Annotated in this window: 22 protein-coding genes and 2 tRNA genes; 14 read left to right on the top strand and 10 right to left on the bottom strand. The window is 60.6% G+C overall.

What is annotated here, in order from left to right:
- Positions 1–4 precede the first annotated feature (4 nt).
- The 3 genes from AC1RRC_RS20280 to AC1RRC_RS20270 all read left to right on the top strand — a co-directional run bounded on the left by AC1RRC_RS20280 (position 5) and on the right by AC1RRC_RS20270 (position 1,291).
- Positions 5–343 carry a hypothetical protein gene (locus tag AC1RRC_RS20280; protein ID WP_493057342.1) on the top strand — a complete coding sequence of 113 codons (339 nt, stop codon included), beginning with the start codon at positions 5–7 and terminating at the stop codon, positions 341–343.
- A gap of 77 nt (positions 344–420) precedes the next feature.
- Positions 421–813, top strand: coding sequence for a hypothetical protein (locus AC1RRC_RS20275; protein WP_493057341.1), 393 nt, complete (start codon positions 421–423; stop codon positions 811–813).
- A 46-nt stretch (positions 814–859) separates the two neighbouring features.
- On the top strand, positions 860–1,291 hold the full coding sequence (locus tag AC1RRC_RS20270; protein WP_493057340.1) for a GFA family protein: 432 nt from the start codon (positions 860–862) through the stop codon (positions 1,289–1,291).
- A gap of 395 nt (positions 1,292–1,686) precedes the next feature.
- Here AC1RRC_RS20270 and AC1RRC_RS20265 read toward each other — a convergent pair whose 3' ends face one another.
- Positions 1,687–2,274 (bottom strand): outer membrane beta-barrel protein, encoded by a 588-nt coding sequence (locus AC1RRC_RS20265; RefSeq protein ID WP_493057339.1) that lies wholly within the window; start codon positions 2,272–2,274, stop codon positions 1,687–1,689.
- 142 nt (positions 2,275–2,416) lie between these two features.
- Between AC1RRC_RS20265 and AC1RRC_RS20260 the strand changes: the two genes are divergently transcribed.
- Both AC1RRC_RS20260 and AC1RRC_RS20255 read left to right on the top strand, forming a co-directional pair.
- Positions 2,417–2,584, top strand: coding sequence for a hypothetical protein (locus AC1RRC_RS20260; protein ID WP_493057338.1), 168 nt, complete (start codon positions 2,417–2,419; stop codon positions 2,582–2,584).
- Positions 2,581–4,446 carry a hypothetical protein gene (locus tag AC1RRC_RS20255; RefSeq protein ID WP_493057337.1) on the top strand — a complete coding sequence of 622 codons (1,866 nt, stop codon included), beginning with the start codon at positions 2,581–2,583 and terminating at the stop codon, positions 4,444–4,446. The genes AC1RRC_RS20260 and AC1RRC_RS20255 overlap by 4 nt, the downstream gene beginning before the upstream one ends.
- Positions 4,447–4,522: 76 nt before the next feature.
- Here the strand turns inward: AC1RRC_RS20255 and AC1RRC_RS20250 are convergent, their stop codons facing one another.
- A complete protein-coding gene (locus AC1RRC_RS20250) occupies positions 4,523–4,762 on the bottom strand; it encodes a hypothetical protein (RefSeq protein ID WP_493057336.1) in 240 nt (79 codons plus the stop codon).
- A gap of 91 nt (positions 4,763–4,853) precedes the next feature.
- Between AC1RRC_RS20250 and AC1RRC_RS20245 the strand changes: the two genes are divergently transcribed.
- The gene (locus AC1RRC_RS20245) at positions 4,854–5,183 is read left to right on the top strand and encodes a DUF2322 family protein (RefSeq protein ID WP_493057335.1); all 330 of its coding nucleotides are present in this window, start codon (positions 4,854–4,856) and stop codon (positions 5,181–5,183) included.
- A 105-nt stretch (positions 5,184–5,288) separates the two neighbouring features.
- On the opposite strand, the gene AC1RRC_RS20240 is transcribed toward AC1RRC_RS20245, so the two are convergent.
- Together AC1RRC_RS20240 and AC1RRC_RS20235 are read right to left on the bottom strand one after the other, a co-directional pair.
- A complete protein-coding gene (locus tag AC1RRC_RS20240; protein ID WP_493057334.1) occupies positions 5,289–5,453 on the bottom strand; it encodes a hypothetical protein in 165 nt (54 codons plus the stop codon).
- Between the two features lie 114 nt (positions 5,454–5,567).
- Positions 5,568–5,816 (bottom strand): hypothetical protein, encoded by a 249-nt coding sequence (locus AC1RRC_RS20235; RefSeq protein WP_493057333.1) that lies wholly within the window; start codon positions 5,814–5,816, stop codon positions 5,568–5,570.
- Positions 5,817–6,474: 658 nt separating this feature from the next.
- Between AC1RRC_RS20235 and AC1RRC_RS20230 the strand changes: the two genes are divergently transcribed.
- Positions 6,475–7,443 (top strand): alpha/beta hydrolase, encoded by a 969-nt coding sequence (locus tag AC1RRC_RS20230; protein ID WP_493057332.1) that lies wholly within the window; start codon positions 6,475–6,477, stop codon positions 7,441–7,443.
- A 109-nt stretch (positions 7,444–7,552) separates the two neighbouring features.
- Here the strand turns inward: AC1RRC_RS20230 and AC1RRC_RS20225 are convergent.
- Positions 7,553–7,628 (bottom strand) — tRNA-Asn (locus AC1RRC_RS20225).
- Between the two features lie 175 nt (positions 7,629–7,803).
- Between AC1RRC_RS20225 and AC1RRC_RS20220 the strand changes: the two genes are divergently transcribed.
- From AC1RRC_RS20220 to AC1RRC_RS20200, 5 genes are read left to right on the top strand one after another with little or no spacing between them, the layout of a single operon-like run.
- Complete coding sequence (locus AC1RRC_RS20220) at positions 7,804–8,463, top strand: hypothetical protein (RefSeq protein WP_493057331.1); 660 nt, start codon at positions 7,804–7,806, stop codon at positions 8,461–8,463.
- Positions 8,460–9,164 carry an ABC transporter ATP-binding protein gene (locus tag AC1RRC_RS20215; protein ID WP_493057330.1) on the top strand — a complete coding sequence of 235 codons (705 nt, stop codon included), beginning with the start codon at positions 8,460–8,462 and terminating at the stop codon, positions 9,162–9,164. Before AC1RRC_RS20220 ends, AC1RRC_RS20215 begins: the two co-directional genes overlap by 4 nt.
- Positions 9,154–10,395, top strand: a complete 1,242-nt coding sequence (locus AC1RRC_RS20210) for an ABC transporter permease (protein ID WP_493057329.1) — start codon at positions 9,154–9,156, stop codon at positions 10,393–10,395. Before AC1RRC_RS20215 ends, AC1RRC_RS20210 begins: the two co-directional genes overlap by 11 nt.
- Positions 10,388–11,128: an outer membrane lipoprotein-sorting protein gene (locus AC1RRC_RS20205; RefSeq protein ID WP_493057328.1), complete on the top strand. Its 741-nt coding sequence runs from the start codon at positions 10,388–10,390 to the stop codon at positions 11,126–11,128. The genes AC1RRC_RS20210 and AC1RRC_RS20205 overlap by 8 nt, the downstream gene beginning before the upstream one ends.
- A complete protein-coding gene (locus tag AC1RRC_RS20200; RefSeq protein WP_493057327.1) occupies positions 11,125–12,138 on the top strand; it encodes a hypothetical protein in 1,014 nt (337 codons plus the stop codon). Before AC1RRC_RS20205 ends, AC1RRC_RS20200 begins: the two co-directional genes overlap by 4 nt.
- 126 nt (positions 12,139–12,264) lie before the next feature.
- Here AC1RRC_RS20200 and AC1RRC_RS20195 read toward each other — a convergent pair whose 3' ends face one another.
- From AC1RRC_RS20195 to AC1RRC_RS20185, 3 genes are all read right to left on the bottom strand, one after another.
- Positions 12,265–13,068, bottom strand: coding sequence for a LytR/AlgR family response regulator transcription factor (locus AC1RRC_RS20195; RefSeq protein WP_493057326.1), 804 nt, complete (start codon positions 13,066–13,068; stop codon positions 12,265–12,267).
- A 28-nt stretch (positions 13,069–13,096) separates the two neighbouring features.
- On the bottom strand, positions 13,097–14,164 hold the full coding sequence (locus AC1RRC_RS20190) for a sensor histidine kinase (RefSeq protein ID WP_493057325.1): 1,068 nt from the start codon (positions 14,162–14,164) through the stop codon (positions 13,097–13,099).
- A gap of 167 nt (positions 14,165–14,331) precedes the next feature.
- Positions 14,332–15,693 (bottom strand): HD-GYP domain-containing protein, encoded by a 1,362-nt coding sequence (locus tag AC1RRC_RS20185; protein ID WP_493057324.1) that lies wholly within the window; start codon positions 15,691–15,693, stop codon positions 14,332–14,334.
- A gap of 231 nt (positions 15,694–15,924) precedes the next feature.
- Between AC1RRC_RS20185 and AC1RRC_RS20180 the strand changes: the two genes are divergently transcribed.
- Together AC1RRC_RS20180 and AC1RRC_RS20175 are read left to right on the top strand one after the other, a co-directional pair.
- On the top strand, positions 15,925–16,314 hold the full coding sequence (locus tag AC1RRC_RS20180; RefSeq protein ID WP_493057323.1) for an ASCH domain-containing protein: 390 nt from the start codon (positions 15,925–15,927) through the stop codon (positions 16,312–16,314).
- A gap of 149 nt (positions 16,315–16,463) precedes the next feature.
- A complete protein-coding gene (locus AC1RRC_RS20175; RefSeq protein WP_493057322.1) occupies positions 16,464–18,152 on the top strand; it encodes a methyl-accepting chemotaxis protein in 1,689 nt (562 codons plus the stop codon).
- A 1-nt stretch (position 18,153) separates the two neighbouring features.
- Here the strand turns inward: AC1RRC_RS20175 and AC1RRC_RS20170 are convergent, their stop codons facing one another.
- Complete coding sequence (locus tag AC1RRC_RS20170; RefSeq protein WP_493057321.1) at positions 18,154–18,402, bottom strand: hypothetical protein; 249 nt, start codon at positions 18,400–18,402, stop codon at positions 18,154–18,156.
- A 70-nt stretch (positions 18,403–18,472) separates the two neighbouring features.
- Positions 18,473–18,548: transfer RNA gene (locus tag AC1RRC_RS20165), tRNA-Asn, on the bottom strand.

Genomic DNA, 18,548 nt, shown 5'->3' with positions numbered 1-18,548 from the left:
ATGAATGTACAGCGTCTACGCCGGTTTGGATTTAATCGGACATACAGCTTTGGAAGGTGGCGATGCACCTATGGGTGTGGCATTCGGCCTATTTATCCCTTCGGACGGATACGCCCGTGTAAGGAACTTATGTCAGCAAAACCACAGTGACCAAAGTGAGCTACAGCTTTCAGTCGCAACTGAAGCGGGGGATACAATTCCTGCCATCGGCGTAAGTGTGCTTGACTACACAACGATGGTAGACGACCCAGAAATACAGGTAAATTTGATTGGTGTCGAAGCTGCGCTTTATGAAGCACTGTTCCCAGCGCATGTGCGAGCATATCGGCAACAGTTCCATTAAAATCTGGGCTGTTCTCCAATCGGCCAACAGCTGACGCTCATGCTATATTCGAATTTTCCCAATCTATATCGAATTCGATGGCCCACTTGCATCACGATGCTACCGACACCGAGATAATCCATTTCATCGATCAATGGGTTCGTCTGATGGAGGCGGAAGACTATATAGCTGCCCATGCCTACACGGCGCAATCACCGCATATGGGTTGGACGCCGGTGACAATGCGGCAGATCGTAAAATCCTACAACGAATGCTGTTTAACGCAACGTGTAACTCTGGAAGGATGTGAGACTGATATCCAGCAGCGAAAAGAGATTTACCGGCATGCCGAAAATAGCTTAGGCTGTATTGGGTATGTCTCCTATGATCTTAACATTGACCACGTCGTCACAGATTTAACTGCTACTTTCGACATCCGTACCGATGAGCATGGTTTGACAATCTTGCTCGACGACATTCACGTAATGTAATCTTGTACGCAACTGCCAACAGCAGACGCTCAACCAATCGAGATATATGGATGAAAATATCAAAGAAATTGATGGCGCATGCCATTGCGGCACAGTGAAGTTTCATGTGAGGCTCACGGACGGGTTGAACACCGCTAGGCGCTGTAATTGTTCATATTGCAGTATGCGAGGGGCAGTTGCGGTTTCAGCGAACCTCTCTGACATTCATCTCACCGCCGGTCAGGATGCCTTGGCACTGTATCAATTCAACACCATGCAGGCGAAGCATTATTTCTGTTCAAAGTGCGGCATCTATACACATCATCAACGCCGCTCCAATCCAAATCAGTACGGAGTCAATGTTGCATGCTTAACTGGCCTTAGTCCTTTTGACTTTGAAATAGTTCCGGTAAATGAAGGCGGTAGTCATCCCTCAGATAGACCCACCGATGCTGGTCCCTTGATCGCCGGTCATCTTCAGTACACTCCAGCAGGATAAGATGGGCGCGTTTCGGAAGCGGCCAATCGTCAGGTGCGAACGCCAACAATTTCACCTGAGCAACTGCCTCCTATTTGAGCACGGCAAGCATAGTGACCCAAGGTGCCACGCAGACGCCCTGCCATGCCCTCGGGGATGCAACTGCCCCAACGGCCTCCCAGCGGCCCAATAATCAGACCCTGGAAAGCAAAAAACCCAACCGGGTAAGGGCTGGGTTTTAGGTTTGCTGCGTATTCTGGCTCCCCGACCAAAACTCGAACCAGGGACCTGCGGATTAACAGTCCGTCGTTCTACCGACTGAGCTATCCGGGAATGGGGCCGCAGTTATGTACAGCCCCTTGGCATTTGACCAGCGCTGCTCAGCAGTACTTCAGAAATATGCGTTCAGCAGTACTTCAGAAATATGCGTTCAGCAGCAGCCCGAAGTGGTTGCCGCTGACTTCGCGGCTGCTGTATTGCTGCTTGAACTTTTCATTGACCACGCGCGCCTTGATACCCAGGTTCGGGCTGGTGAAGTATTCCACTTCCACCACGGCCCCGGTCGCGCCTTCATAGTCACGGTCCATATACCAGGCTGCGCCCTTGCCGTTCAGCTTGACCGCCATGGTGCGACGCAGGCCGCCGCCCACGCGCCATTGCTGGTTCGGGTGGAAGTACGCCAGCAGTTCGGCCGGCACCCGCGAGAAACTGGCGTCGCCGTTGCTGGCTTCCGGCGTGAAGTGAATGTGGTAACCCACAGTGCCTTGCACCGAGAATTCAGGACTCACGCGGTATTCCGCGCCGGCCAGCAGCGCCAGACCGGAACCGGCCTTGATGTTGGCGCTGGTGCCGTTGGTGTAATCCGCCGTTGCCAGCTTGGCGCCGCCGGCGGTGATGCCGATGCCGGCCACCCAACGCAGCGGTTTCACCGGCGCGGCAACTTGCGCCTGCGCGGCGCCGATGGAAGCAGCGGCGATGGCTGCGGCAAATACGATTTTTTTCATAAGTAATAACAACTGATTTTCCGAGGGGCAACATGATATCTTGTCATTGCCAGAAAATCAAAGTTTTTCGTCGTTATATTCCCCGCGAACGGCACCGATGCCGGTAATCCGGCCATGAGCGCAATGATTCAAGGTTGCAAGCGTGGCCGCATTTCCCTCCCTGGGGCAGTCCTTCGCCGTAACGAAAACCGCCATCACCGGTTATATTTTTTTGCACGCCGTCGTACCGGGCTTTGCCGCCGCGCGCCTGTCGTTTAGCATCGGCGGGTTCAATCCGGATGCTCCGGGAAGGAAAAACCGTCGCCAATGAAGACCCATACCGCGCCCGCCCGATGTGACGTGACCGACGCCTTGCGCGGCCGCGCCATCGCATCGCCCCTTGCCGGCTGCGCGCTGGCCGCGCTGATCCTGTTGTACGCACCCGCCGCCAGCGCCCAGCAGGCCGGCGCCGCGCCAGCGGAGCAAAGCATCACGATCCAGGGCCAGAAAAACCCGTCCGCGTGGTTCAAGGCGGAGAGCCAGCACTTCGTGGTCTACTCTGACGCTTCCCGGCAGGGCGTCACAGACCTCTTGCACAACATGGAGCGCCTGGACTTCCTGCTGCGCGTGTACACCAAGCCCTACTTCAAAGCCCGGCCGCACGAGTCCAAGCTCACCCTGTATTACCACGACAAGGCCGGCGCCCTGGCCGGGGACACGGGCAAGGCGCCGGCCGACGCCATCGGCCTGTACACCAGTTGCAGCGCGGGCGTGCAGGCCGCCGGGGTGAAGCTGGACCCGATTATCCCGATCGAGAATGCGCGGTTGACCACCGCCCCCACCAACGAAACCCTGTCCTTCCTGTTCGAAGGCTATGCCCGCCACTTCCTGTATCGCCACACGGACGTCCGCGCGCCGCTCTCGTTCATCGAGGGCTTCGCGCAGTATTTTGCCGATGTGCGCTTCTCCGACAATCAACTGGTGGTCGGCAAAACGCCCCTCAACGTCGCGCGCTACCTGAACTTTGTTGAAGATGGCCACCGCTACAGCCTGACCTATGCCGATGTGCTCGACGATAACGACAGCAAGGGCGAGAATTACGCCGGCGAAGCGGGCATCAAACTGGAATTCGCGGCCCGTTCGTGGCTGCTGACCCACTTCATGCTGTCCACGGAAGAGAACCGCGGCAAGCTGGCGCGCTATCTCGCCCTGGCCAACCGCGAGACATCCGCCGCCCGGGCCTTCGAAACCGCTTACGGCATCAAGACGGACCAGCTGGGCGAGCTGCTGTGGCGCTATCGCCGTACCTCCGTCAAGGTGATGCAGGTGGAAGTGCCCACCCTGCCCGCCGCCCAGATTGCATTTACCGGCCTGCCCAAAGCGGTGACCGACTATGTGCTGATGGACGCCAAGCTGAAATCCTGCCCCGGCCGCGCCACCGGCGAAGCCCTGCTGCGCAAGATGAGCACCAATCCCGGCGGCATCCCCAACCACCCGCTGGCGCGCGCCGCCCTCAGCCGTGCCCAGATCGACTGGGGCAATCCGCAGGACGCCATCCCCTATTTGAGCACGCTCGTTGGCGGCGGCAAAGGCAATGCCGAAGCCCAGTATCTGCTGGGCCTCGCGCACTTGCGTACCGCCGGCCAGCAGCAGGGCGCCGCCAGAGCCGCCTCACTGGAAGCGGCCCGCCGCCATCTGGCCGGCGCCGCCAATGCCGACCCGGCATCGGCCGAAGCGGCTTACGCCCTGCTCCGCACCGAGCTCGATTCCGGCGAGGCGCTGACTGAAACAGCCATGACGGCCGCGCAACTGGCCTGGAACAATGGGCGCGAAGTCAACGACTACACCCGCGCCGCCGCCCTCATGCACGCTTACGCCGGCAACAGCGCCAAGTCGCGCCTGGCCCTCAGCGTGCTGGCCCACAACCGGCGCGATCCCGCCATGGCCGCCTGGGCCACCGAATGGCAGGCGCGCCTGGTGGCAGGGGTCGACGGCGACGAACTGCTGGCCGAATTGCGCCGCCTGCCGGCGCACGGCGCCACGTTCAGGGAATGGACGATCGCCAGCGACAGCGTGATGCAGGCAGTCATCCGCGGCGCCGGGATTGAAAAGGCGCGTCACTATCTGCAGGGGCAGGCGCCCAGCTTCGACAAACCGGAAACGGGGATCAATAACACGCCGTTTACCCGCTGAGGAGAGGACGCAGCTCTGCCCAAAAAACCAGTCGCGCAATCTATTTCACAATCACCACGGGCACCAGTAAGGATTTTTAAATCGACGCCCTTTGATTGCGGCGGCAGGCGGATGGCCCCGGTGCGGGCCAAGGGGGCGCTGCGCGCTGGTCCACCGCGTAGATCACTTCGCCCACGGCGGCCATCAACTGGCCCGGCACGTCCACTTCCGCGCCCAGCTTGGGCGCGCTCGCCACCGGCAGGTCAAGCGCCTTGATAGAGTACTTCGCCTGGGGCTGGTCGGCCACGTCCCCAGTCTGCGGCTTCTTATATCCCATTCCGCAGTCCACATCCGCCACCGCCACCGCCGACAAAACGCCACATGTGACAAAATGCCGTTTTAACCCAATGAACCGAGTAAGAGTACCTATGCAACTACCCAACTTTAGCGATCAATTCTCAGCCAACTTGTCCCTGCTTCCCGTCATGGATACGGTTGCCGTCATCGAACTGATCGACCAGTCAGGCGCTCCGGTGGCAAAAATCGAAAATAAACCAGGCCAGGCGGGATCGCTGCGAGTGTATTGCTGGCTTGCCGAGACGCTGGGCGCGATTACCCCGGAAGCGGCGGAACTTGGCCTGAAGATTTATGCCGAACACACACAGGATGCCCGCGCCAATCCAGGGAAGCACCCCAACATTGACCGCCTGTTCGCCATTAAAACGCCGGATCAAACCCTGCAGGTGAAAGGCCTGTAGGCTCAGGCTCGCAGCCGGCGCTTGCCCGGCTGTCCCTTTCCTGGCTGAGAATGGCCCGGGGATGCAAAAAGCCGATGAATAGCCATTGGCCCCGGCGCGAAGTAGTCATTTCTCGCATGTGCCAGTTTCATAGCTCCAGCGGCCACCGTTGTCGAGGCAGCGATCGATGGCGATGAAATTTGCCACCCAGATTCCCATGGCCGCAAACGCTGCTACCACGGCCGTTGCAAGCAAGACGTTTGCAAGTTTTTTGAGTTTAGGTCGATTCATGCCGCCACCGTGCTTGCTCAGCGGCGTGCAGACGCGGGCAACGTCCGATGTAGCGCGTCCGCTGGAGCGTGATGTTGGGCGAAATCTTTTTCGGCAGTAATAAGCCCGTCGAGATCACACGAAATCTCCAGTGGCAATACTGATGCCTGCGACAAAAATAAAGAGAAAAATGTACATCAGCTTGCGCTTTCCGAGCATTTGATCCCCGAGCTTCGAAAGCTCAGGGTCGGCAAGGTCGGCATACCTCCGACTAGAGAAATAATCTGCATACCCAAATGGCCCATAATGGCGAGCGTTCGAAATGTTCAGCGCGACCAGCAGTAGCGCGCCAACGACTGCGATGATTATCCCGAGAGCATGCATCGGGGCACCTAATTCCCAAGATAACTGACTGCCAGAACGCGCAGTGTGGAGGCAGTCCAATTGACCGCAAGGCTTGGCGGATCTATACGGATACTCATTTTGGATTAACTCGATGGCTAAGGACTTCTCCAAGGTGGCTTACGCAGATTTCAGTTTATCCACCAAACCGGCTTTGGTTACCTCCGACCGCCCAGCCTTCGGCATCAACCATCAATGTAAAAGTTGGCATCCAAGGTAGATTGATCGCCCCCGCTCGTGATTTCGCCCGGCTGTTGGCGCCAATATGCCGGAAATTGACAAGCCATAACGTTCCATCGATATCTCCTGGGATCTCGAATGTCCAAAACAAAAAGTCCAACCTGTTGTGATGACTGGGCTTGCGTTTGATCTCTAGTTCGGGCTACCCGACCTGATTCGAAACCGGCGCCGCAAATGAACAATCGCACTCTCGACCGAACTTTCAGGGACTTGCGGCTGCAATTATATACAGCACCGCTGTGCTGGAGCGGAGCCATACTCCCAACCTTGCAAATCAGTACTGTTGCCATTTTCGGCACCGTGACAATTGGTTAGTTTCCTACGCACATTAGGATCTATCCTACTATTTACCCCGGCAGTAAGTTAATTTCCGCAAACTAAACATCGTCAGGAGAGAGCCATGCTGGTCGCAACGAACAGAAATATAAACTGGGACAACCTTGACTCGAACAAAGTCGGCGACGAACACAGTTTCGGAGAGGAAGTCAGCGAAAAAGGCCCTTCTGAATTAAGGTTTGCGAATGCGGCATTCAAGAACAATAAATGGCGCGTCGAGCTGGTGGACGAGCCGCCACCGCCACTGGATGCCAATAATCTTCCATCACGCCAGCAATTTGAGCGCTTGGCCAAGCGATGTGTCGCAGGGAAAAAGAGCTGCGTCGTCTATATCCATGGATATAACAAGCCGTTTGCGGAGACGCTGCAGCAAGCATGGCTGATACAGGAACGTTATGAAGTGGAAGTCGCACTCTTCTCATGGCCCTCCAACACGGGAGGACTGCCGCCAATCGAATATCGACATGCTCGTCGCATTGCGCAAGCCTCATTTGGCGCTTTGGACTCCCTACTTGAGAAATATGCAAAGTTTCTGAAGGAATGGCTCTCACCGATGGATGAAGCCGCCCTGCTCGCTTGCAAAAGCACGAACAATATAATGGCGCACAGCCTTGGAAATTATCTTTTGGAGCACTATGTCCTGAGCCAAGCATACCAAGCAGAAACGCGGCTCTTCACCAATGTCGTGCTGAGTCAAGCTGACGTCAACAGCATCAACCACATCAAGTGGGTTGATCAGATCGCCGTTGGGCAGCGTGTGTACGCAACGATCAACGAGAACGACAAGATTCTGAGCTGGTCCGAAACACAAAACCCGCCGAGACTTGGGAAGACGCTGGCGAACCTGACATCCAAGTCAGCCCAGTATTTTGATTTCACAGCGGGTAAAGGAGTTGGGAATAAGCATCAGCTTTGGGGGGAAGTCAAGAATCCGATAGCTAAAGAGTTTTTTAACGCAGTGCTAAACGGACGCCGTGGCGATGCCGTGGCCGGATTCAAATTTGATCCAACTTTCAACGCGTTCCGCCTCTAGATTATTTTCGACGAGCCAAGTCCGTGTCCCCAATGGACTCCCCGTGGTCGTATAACTTTGCGCACCATGCAAAAAGCCCAACCGGTGAAGGCTGGGCTTTTCTATATCTTGGCTCCCCGACCTGGACTCGAACCAGGGACCTGCGGATTAACAGTCCGTCGCTCTACCGACTGAGCTATCAGGGAATTGAGGCCGCATTATAGCGGCCCGTTTTGGATTCGCACAAGAGCCGGGCCGATTTTTTTCCCGATCCATGCCATCCCGGTTTCGTTCCAGAGAAACCCGGTTTCGTCGCACGCCGGTGGCCGCCCTGCCCGCCCCTCCCTAAGCTGTCTCCATCAACCAACCATGGAGACCGCAATGAAACCAACCATCCTCGCCCTGATCTTCGGCAGCGCCGCCGCTTTCGCCTGCGCGCTGGCCACTGCCGCGCCGCAGGAAGTCGCGCCGCAAGGCTACCTCGAAGCGCGCCAGCAATTCCTGGCCGGCGTGGCCGGTGACGGCAAGGCACGCGACGCCGCCATCACGACCTTTACGCAACTGGCCGCCGCCCATCCCGGCCATCCACTGCTGGCCGCGTATGCCGGGTCCGCGACGTCGCTGGCCGGACGCGATGCGATGATGCCCTGGAATAAGATGAAGTATTCGGAAGACGGCGCCGATGCGATTGAAAAAGCGCTGGCGCAGTTGACGCCGGCGCACGATGAAGCGCTGTTCCAGGGCTCGCCGGAAAGCGTGGAAACCCGCATGGTAGCGGCCTCCACCCTGCTCGCGCTGCCGGACTTCATGAACCGCCGCGCAGCCGGCAAGCGCGCGCTCGACGCCGCGCTGAAGTCGCCCGTGTTCGAGCAGGCGCCGGCGCCGGTGCGCGCCCGCCTGTATGTGTTGGCCGCCCGGACCGCCGCCGCCGACAAGCGCACGCCCGACGAAGCGGCTTACCTGAAACAGCTGGTGCAACTGGCGCCGCAGGGACCGGAAGGCCAACGCGCGGCCAACCGCCTGAAGGAGCTGGGCCTGTGAACCGCGCCGCCCCCCCACTGATGTCGCTGCGCGGCGTCAGCAAGTCCTTCACGCTCGGCGACAACACCATCCACGCCCTGCGCAATGTGGAACTGGCCGTGGTGCGCGGTGAAATCGCCGCCGTGACCGGGCCCTCCGGCAGCGGCAAAAGCACCTTGCTCAACCTGTGCGGCCTGCTCGATACCGCCGACCAGGGCGAATTGCTGTATGGCGGCGAGCCGCTGCCCGCTGCCGACGACGTGCGCCGCACGCAATTGCGGCGCCAGACCATCGGCTTCGTGTTCCAGAGCTTTAACCTGGTGCCCGTCATGAATGCCTATGACAACGTGGAATTCCCGCTGTACCTGCTCGGTGTCGATGCGGCGGAACGGCGCCGCAGGGTGCACGACGCGCTGCGGCGGGTCGGCCTGGAGGGCAAGGACCGGCACCGGCCCGACCAGTTGTCGGGCGGCCAGCGCCAGCGCGTGGCGATTGCCCGCGCCATCGTCAAGCACCCGCAACTGGTGATTGCCGACGAACCCACCGCCAATCTCGACGCCGTCACGGCGGCCCAGATCGTGAGCCTGATGCGCGAACTGGCGCATGAACATGGCACCACGTTCTTGGTCGCGACCCATGACGAGCGCATGATGCGCCATTGCGACCGCGCGCTGCGCCTGGCTGACGGTGTGTTGGAAGAAGGAGAATGCCATGTTCACTAAATTCAAATGGCTGTCGATGGCGCTGAAAAACGCCATGCGCAACCGCCGGCGCTCGCTGGTGACCGTGGCCATCACCGCCACCGGCACCGCCGCCGCGCTGCTGGGCGGCGGCTTTGCGCTGTACACCTATCAATCGCTGGCCCAGGCCAGTGCGCGCGATACCGGCCACCTGGTGGTGGCGGCGCCGGGCCAGTTTGACGGCATCGACAACCTGCCGCTGGAACATGGACTGGAACAGCCGGAAGCGGTGGCGCGGCAATTGCTGGCGCGCCCCGATGTCAAGCGCGTGCTGCCACGGCTGCAGTTTTCCGGCTTGATCAGCAATGGCGACAAGAGTGAAATCTTTCTTGGCACCGGTGTCGATGCGACCCAGGAATTCGTCGTCAAAGGACCATTCATGAAGCGCGAAGCGGGCGAATTGCTGGATGCGCAGACGCCCGGCGATACCAAAACCGCGCCCGGCATCGTCATCGGCAAGGGCCTGGCGAAAATCCTCAATGTCCAGCCGGGCAGCGCACTGACCCTGATGTCGACCACCGTCAATGGCGCACTGACCGCAGCCGACGTGACGGTGACGGGCGTGGTCAGCACCGGCATTGCCGATATCGACAAGCGCCTGGCCATGGTGGACTTGAGCACCGCGCAAACGCTGCTGCAAACCAAAAAGGTCAGCACCCTCAGCGTCTACCTGAAAGACCTTGAACTGGCCGATGGCACGGCGGCGCAACTGCGCGCGCAGCACGGCGCCCGGCTGGAAGTGCGCACCTGGCTGGAACAGGCGGTTTTCTACAAGAGCGTGAAAAGCCTGTATGACCGCATCTTTGGTTTCCTCGGCGTGATCGTGCTGGTGATCGTGCTGTTCTCGGTGACCAATACACTGGCAATGGCGGTGCTGGAACGCACCCGTGAAATCGGCACCCTGCGCGCCATGGGCGCCACGCCGGGCGAAGTCATGCGCGTCTTTACCTTGGAAGGGATGGCGTTGGGCAGCGGTGGTGCGCTGGCCGGCATGGCGCTGGCCGGTGGCGTTGCGCTGTTCCTGCTGGTGGCGGGCGTGCAAATGCCGCCGCCGCCGGGCCGCACCGATGGCTATCCGCTGGCCGTCGCGGTTTCAGTGCCCATGTATGTGGGCGCGGTATTCGTCGTCACGCTGCTGTCCGCGTGCGCATCGTGGTTCATCAGCCGCCGGGCTGCCCATCAATCCGTCGTGGAGGCACTGTCCCATGTTTAAGTTATCGACCCTGGCCGCCCTGGTATTGGCGGCGCCGTTTGCCTTCGCCGCCGCGCCGGATGCGGAAACCATCCTGAAGAAAGCCGATATGTACCGCTTGCCCGACGCGTCGTCGCAAGTGGAAACCGTGGTGCGCACCTTCAAAGGCGACAAGCCGGACAAGGAAAAACGCTACCAGGTGCTGGTGAAACCGGGCGGCAAGTCGCTGGTGCTGGCGCGCACGCCGGGCGAAGTGGGATTGAAGGTGCTGATGTCGGGCGATGACTTCTGGCTGCTGGCGCCCGGCAGCGCCCGGCCAATGCGCATCACGCCGATGCAAAAGCTGCTCGGAGAAGCGTCCACCGGCGATATCGCCAACATGACGTGGGCGGGCGATTACCAGGGGACGGTGGTGCGTGAAGTGGACGTCGACGGCGTGCCTTGCCTGGAACTGGACCTGGCCGCGCTGCGCAAGTCGCTCAGCTACCAGCGCATCGTGCTGCAAGTGGCGAAAAGCGATTACCGCCCGGTGCATGCGGATTTGTATGCGGCGTCCGACCGCAAGCTGAAACAGGCGCACTTCAAGGTCGAGGCGCGCGACGGCCGCCAGGCGGTCACCGTGATGAAACTGGTCGATGAAGTGCAAGCGAACCGCGTGACCCTGGTGGAAACCGTGAGCCGCAAGCCACGCCAGTTCGGTGATGAATTGTTCAATCCGATGTACTTGAGCCGTAACGAAAACAACGTGCAATGAAACATTTGATGACCTGTGCGCTGCTGGCCTGCTGCAACGCCGCGCTGGCCGATGACAGCGCGGCGCTGACCCTGCGGGCGCAGACCGAATCGGTGGAGACCGCGACCGGGCAGTCCAGCCGCAGCTTCGCCTTCGGGGAGCTGCGCTGGCAGAAGGACATGCTGCGCGGCGTCGTCACCGCGCGGCAGGACAGCCGCGATGGCGCTGTGCTGCGTATCAATGAACTGTCGCTGGAACGGCCGCTGGCCGGCGGCTTTGCCACGGTCGGCAAGAAAGTCATGAGCTGGGATGTCGGCTACGCGTTCCGGCCGCTGGACGTGGTGCAGCAGGAAGACCGCCGCGCCTTGAATCCCGTGACACTGGAAGGCGTCCCGATGCTGGCGTGGGAAGCGTTTGACGAAAGCCGCGCCATCACCGTGGTCTGGACCAACCCGGGCCATGGCAAGCGCGGCCAGCCGCAAGACGACGGCGCACTGGCCGTGCGGCTGTACCGCCAGCAGGGTTCCACCGACCAGTATGCGGTGCTGCGCGCCTCGGCCCGCAATGGGCTGGAGGGCGGCGTATCGTTTTCCCATGTGGCCAGCGAAGCGCTGGAATTGCACGGCTCCGTGCTACTGCAACAGCGGCATGATGCGTGGCTGTACGGCCCTCGGATGCCGCCACGGTGGCAGCAGCGCGAAGGCGGCGGCAAGGCGCTGGCGGGATTCACCTGGACCACGGAAAGCAAATTTTCCGTGCTGGGCGAGGCGTGGCTGGACCGCACGGCGGCTGCGGGACGGCAGCGCAATGTGCTGTTGCGGGCATCGCAGACCGAGGGGGATTGGGAAATGGCGGGTGATGTGTTGTGGCAGGTGGGACAGGGGATTGTTCCTGGCAGCCGCATCGCGTCGCTGGCGGCGAGCTGGAAGGCGTCGCCGTGGCTGGTGAGCGCCAGCTTGCGGCATTTCAGTGGCGCGGCGACAGTGGCTGCGCGCAATGTCGCTGTCGCGACGGTGCAGTATGCGTTTTAGTAGGGCGGGTTTTACAAACCCGCCGTGCGTGCGTCAACGCGGCGCATGCAATGGCGGCTTCCGCTACGCGGAAACCGCCCTACCGATTTTACGTTGCGGATGCAAATAAGTGTCCGGCCTTGCGCATTACATCTGGCGGAACAGGTGCGCGTATAACGGGCTGACCCGCACCTTGTCGCTGCGGCCCCGCAGCGACAAGGTCAGCTTCCCGCCCTCATCCTTCAGCGCCGACAGCACACAGGTGGCGTTGACGATGGTGCCCCGGTGCACCTGCCAGAACACCTTGTCGTCCAGTTGCGGCAGCAGTTCCTTCAGGCTGGTGCGGATCAGTGCTTCGCCGTCCTGCGTCACCACGTTGACATATTTATCGAGCGCTTCGAAATACACCACGTCGCCAATCGGAATCATTTTCACCTGGTTGCCGACCGCGGCGCGCACCACCGTCAGGCGTTCCGGCATCGGCGCCACGGCAGCCGTTCCCGCCAGCGTCGGCATCAACGCCCGCATCTGGCCCAGCAAGTCTTCCAGGCCGCCACCGGGCGCTTTCGCGGCCAGGCGCGATTTCAACCGCTCCACCGTGCGCGCCAGGCGCGCATCCGTGACGGGTTTCAGCACATAGTCCGCCGCTTCGCGCTCAAAGGCATCGACCGCATATTCATCGTATGCCGTGACGAATACGATTTGCGGAAACGGTTTATCCCCTTCCCACGCCTCCGCCAATTCTTCGGCTGCTTCCAGCCCGGTTTTGCCGGGCATTTTGATATCGAGGAACAGGACATCGGGGCGCAGCGCCAGCGTCTGTTCCAGCGCCGCCACGCCATTCGGGCAGGTGGCGGCAATCGCCAGTTCCGGCCACAGGCGCTTCAACGCATGGGCCAGGGTGGCGGCGAGGATCGGTTCGTCTTCGGCAATAATGGCTTGCAGGGTCATGATGTTTACAGGTGGCGTGAAGCGGAAATCAAGCGGGTAAGGTGATGCGGGCCAGCGCGCCTTCAGGCTGCGCCGGTTCCAGGGTCAGGCTGGCGTTATCGCCATACAGCGCGCGCAAGCGTTCGCGCGTATTGGCCAGGCCGACATTGGTGCCTTTCTTGCCGGGACCGGCGGCCGGTCCAAGGCCGGTGTCCTGCACGGTCAAGGCCAGCGCGCCCTCGTGCAGCGCGGCGCCAACGGTGACATGGCCGCCTTCGATCTTCGGTTCCAGTCCATGGGCAATCGCGTTTTCCACCAGCGGCTGCAACAGCATCGGCGGCACTTCGTGGGCCCGCAGCGCGGGCGGCAAGTCAAAGGAATAACTGAGGCGCTCGCCCATGCGGATTTGCATCAGGCCGAGATACGCTTCCATTTGCGCGAATTCCTGTTCCAGGGTATTGCTGCCGGCGCGCGACGAGGTCAGGGTGGCGCGCAGGTACTGGATCAGCAAATCCAGCATTTGCTGCGCGCGTGGCGGATCGATGGCGATCAAGCCTTGCAGGTTCGCCAGCGTGTTGAACAGCATATGCGGTTCGATCTGCGCCTGCAGCGATTGCAATTGCGCTTGCAGCGCCTGGCGCGCCACGGTTTCCGTGCGGGCTTTTTCCTGCGCCAGTTCGGCTTCCGCGCGTACCACTTTTTCGCGGTGGGCAAAAAATACCGTGGCGCAGCCGGCGGCAATCAAAGTGAGGACCAGGCTGCTGATGGCGCTGGGACTGGTGAAGGTAAACAAGCCTTTTAATTCATAGCCGAGGATTTTCCCGGCCAGCCAGCCGCCGCCCATTTGCGCGAATGGCGCGCAGGCAAAGACCAGCAGTGTGAACACCAGCCATGTCGGACGTCCGTCCTCGCCCCAGACCGCCAGGCGGATGCCATCGATCAACAGGAACGCCGTGGTGCCGATGCAGGTGGAAATGATCAGGCTGGAAATAAAACTGCCGGACCCGCGCAAGACAAAGGTCACCACCAGCGCACAGGCGACATTGAACACCATGGTGTAGCAAAAATCGCGCGCCATGCGGCGGAACGGGAACGTGGAGAACTTCAGGGCAGTCATGACGGCGCACGGAGGGAAGGATGCCGCATTCTCGCGTGCCGTTGGCGCGAAGGCAACCCGAATGCGACGAAACCGTTGCACGGCGGAGCGAAGGTGGCCTTCGGCGCCGTGAAAGTGCGCCACCCGGCGCCGGCGTGCGCCGGATGCGGGCGGAACGCCAGGCCGCTTCAGGTGCCGTAGCGGCGCACGCTGGCGACGGCGGCCGGTGGCACAAACAATTTGGTCTGTGCAGGGGCGGCCGGCGCCAGCGCCGCCATCGAGCGGTCATCGTCGAGCATACGCACCAGCGGCGCCAGCACGACTTTTTCGTCCGGCGTGGACGTGTGCAGCGCCACGTCGCGCGCGATGTCGCGCAGCCGCCATTGCAATTCGCGGCACGCCACTTCACGCTCGAACTGCAATTCGTCGCAGCCGCCGTTGAAGCCCGGCTGCTGGCGCACATACACGTCGAGCCCGGTACTGATAAAGGCGCGCTGGATGTGCCGTACGCGAGTTACCGTGGTATCGAGCAACTGGCGCGTGGTGGGGGATTTCGCGGCCGGGCCGTCCAGCAAGTTCTTGCCGATTTCCAGGATGGTTGAAATGCGCCAGAACAGGCGTTCCACGCTCTCTCCGCCCTGGGCGCGCACATCGCCGCCCTGCTCCGGGCCTGCAATGCGCAGCGCACCGGAAATCGCCGACAGCAATTCGTGCGAGTGTTCACCCGGAATGATTTTCAGCGCCAGCTCGGCGCGCTGCAGCGGATGGTCTTTCAGCAGCACACCGGCGATCATTTCCGCCACCGAGACCGCCTGTCCCGGGGCGCTGATCTGGTTGCCGGAAATCTGGCGCGGATAACCGGTGCCGTCAAATCGTTCATGGTGCTCCGCCACCGCGCGGCCCACCGCGGCGGGATAATCGCCCAGTTCATCGATCAGCATCTGGCCGATGCGCGGATGCACGACAATGTGCGACCACTCGTGCGGCAACAGGCGCTTGCCGCGCGCCAGGTAAGCCGGGTCGATATACAGTTCGCCGATGTCGTGCAGCAGGCCGGCCAGGCCGGCGATGGTGACATCGCCTTCGCTGAGGCCCAGTTTTTTTGCCATGCAAATCGACAGCAGGCTGACCAGCACCGCATGTTCCAGCGCATTGGCGCCATTGCGCTGCGACACCGTCAGCATCAGCGACAGGGCATTGCCGAATTCCATGCGCGACAAATGCGCCAGCGCGGACGAGCCGCCAGTGCTGGTGGCGCGCAGGATATGGGCGACCGGCGGGCTGGTTTCAATCAGGCGCGCGGCAATCGCCACGATGGTATTGGCGTCCACGCCATCGCGGACTCGCACGCAGCTTTCAAACGGGCGCTTGAGCTTGTGCATGATCAGTTTTTCCTGCAACGCGCGCGTGACGCGGACACCCTTGGCCACCAGTTTCATGCCGCGCACGTCGAGGATGTCGACGATGACTTCCACCGCCATGGTCTCGGCCACGTCCATTACCTTGCCAAGGTAATGTTTGTTGACTGGGAGTGCATTCAGGGCGGACATTGTGGCGACCTCGGCGGATTTTGATGATAATCTGATCTAACTATCGCCATAATAGCATCTAAATTTCCACATGGAAATTTAAATTTCCCTATAGCAATTAGTTGAAATTGCGCATACCATCTGGTCATGGGCCTGCCACAATGCCAGGCTCCCCATATTGAGCACTGTTAAAAGATTGCCTTTTACTTAAGTAACGCTACAATAGAACATCCCCCTAAAAGAGGTTTCACCATGCCGAATACCTCGTCTGACCGCGCCGCGGCCATGCTGGCTGAAGACCTGCTGCTGCAAGTCCTGGCCGGCAAAAAAACCGCAACCTGTATGCCGCTGGCGAAATTGACGGCGGCCGGGACCCCCATCCCCGAACCCGGCAAGCGCGACGTGGTGCTCGACGGCGACGGCGTGCCGGCCTGCACCGTGGAAACCGTGGCGGTCACCACCTGCCGCTTCGATGAAGTGACGGAAGAATTTGCCCGCGCCGAGGGTGAACCGTCGCTCGACGCCTGGCGCATCTCGCACTCGCGCCACTTTGCCCGCAATGGCGGGTTTACGTCGGCCATGAAACTCGTGTGCGAACAGTTCAAGGTGGTGGAAATGCTGGGCACGTACAAGAACCGCTAGCCGCACCGCCCCTCGCGGGCGGAGTCTATCCTGACAGCAATATCAGGATTTCCTGACTTCCGCTTCATCTCCCCTCTCCTACTCTTTATCCAAGGACGGCGGCTTGCAAAGCACAAGGTCCTCAACGATAACGATCAGGGGATGAGAAAATGAAATGGTTCACTAACTTGCAACTGTCGACGAAACTCATCGTTTCGTTCCTCTCCGTGCTGCTGCTGGGCGTGCTGCTGGGCGGATTCTCCATCGTGCAACTGGCGCGCGTTAACGCCACCGCCACCGAGCTGGAACAAAACTGGATGCCCAGCGTGCGCCTGACGTCGGCCATCCGCACCAGCCTTTCCGACCTGCGCATCACCGCGCTGCAGCACGTGCTGTCCCGCACCGACCAGGAACGCGCGCAATTTGAAGGCCAGCAAGCGGCGATCCTGGCGCGCATCGAAAAAGACCGTAACGATTACGCTGCACTGATCAGCTCGCCACAGGAACGGGAAATCTATGATTCGTTCCTAGGCAACTGGCGCGATTACCTGGGCATGTACCGCAAAGTGCTGGACCTGTCGCACAAGGACGCCCACGACGAAGCCAAGGCGCTGATCCGCGGCGAAGCCTCTGTCTTGTTCAATAAGAGCAGCAATGACTTGCAGCGCCTGGTGCAGATGAACATTGACGGCGGCAAGCTGGCGGGCGATCTCGGGAACGAACTGTATGCCCACTCACGTCAGTGGATCATCATGGCCCTGTGCGGCATGGTGGTGCTGAGCGTGGCCATCGTCGCGGTCCTGATGCGCATCGTGCTGGCACAGCTGGGCGGCGACCCGGCCTACGCCGCGCAAATCGTGCGCCGCATTGCCGAAGGCGACCTGACCGTGCCGATCGCCACCCGGGCCAAAGACAGCCAGAGCCTGCTGTTCTTCATGAAAGAAATGCGCGACAGCCTGGCCGGCATTGTCAGCCAGGTACGCGGCGGCGCCACCAGCATTGCCAGCGCGACCAGCCAGATCGCGGCCGGCAACCTGGATTTGTCCGCCCGCACCGAGCAGCAGGCCGGTTCGCTGGAAGAAACCGCGTCGTCGATGGAGGAAATGACGTCGGTGGTGCGGCAAAACGCCGACAACGCACGGCAAGCCAACCAGCTGGCAATCTCGGCGTCCGAGGTGGCGCGCAAGGGCGGCGCCGTGGTGGCGCAAGTCGTCACCACCATGGAATCGATCAACGTGTCGTCGCGCAAAGTGGCGGAAATCATCGGCGTGATCGATGGCATCGCCTTCCAGACCAATATCCTGGCCCTGAACGCGGCAGTGGAAGCGGCCCGCGCCGGTGAACAGGGGCGCGGCTTTGCCGTGGTGTCGACTGAAGTGCGCACCCTGGCGCAGCGCAGCGCCGCCGCCGCCAAGGAAATCAAAGGCTTGATCGGCGACTCCATGGCCAAAGTGGAAGACGGTGCCAGGCTGGTGGACGAAGCCGGCACGACCATGCAAGCCATCGTGGCCAGCATCAACAGCGTGACCGACATCATGGGTGAAATCAGTGCCGCCAACAAAGAGCAAACCGCCGGCATCGACCAGATCAACCAGGCGGTGGTGCAAATGGACCAGGTGACCCAGCAAAACGCGGCGCTGGTCGAAGAAGCCGCGACGGCGGCCGGTTCACTGCAAGACCAGGCCGAACACCTGGTGCGGATGGTCAGCGTATTCCGGACCGAAGAGGATCTGCAGCAGCGTGCGCCACAGAATGCCCCCGTTGCAGCCCCGGCCCGCGCAAGCCGCACCAGCCGGGACAGCGGCCGGACGCCGCAATTGCTGGATGGAAAAATGGCGGGGGACTATGCGTTTGGGTGATTTACTGGCCGACGCAGATGATCCTGGTTTCGTATTCGTTGGCGCCGGCTTTCTTTTTCTTGGCCCAGGCAATCGCCTCTTCCGCTTGCGCGATGGTCATGATCGTGGCTTTTTCCTTGTTCTTGATGAAGGAAACGCCTTCAAACACGCCCTCTTTGCTGCGCATGACCTTGGCAAAGACGGGCGGTTTCTTGTCGCCGTCGCTGATTTTGTTTTGCTGAACCAGGTAGCGTTGGTCGTGGTTTTCCATGTGGGCGGCTCTTTCCGATGTAAAAAGAAAAACGGCCTGGTGATTGCTCACAAGGCCGTTTTTTGAATTCTGGCTCCCCGACCTGGACTCGAACCAGGGACCTGCGGATTAACAGTCCGTCGCTCTACCGACTGAGCTATCAGGGA

The organism is Pseudoduganella sp. GW821-FHT12E03 (assembly GCF_058807115.1).
This window is presented reverse-complemented; position numbering and strand designations above follow the sequence as displayed.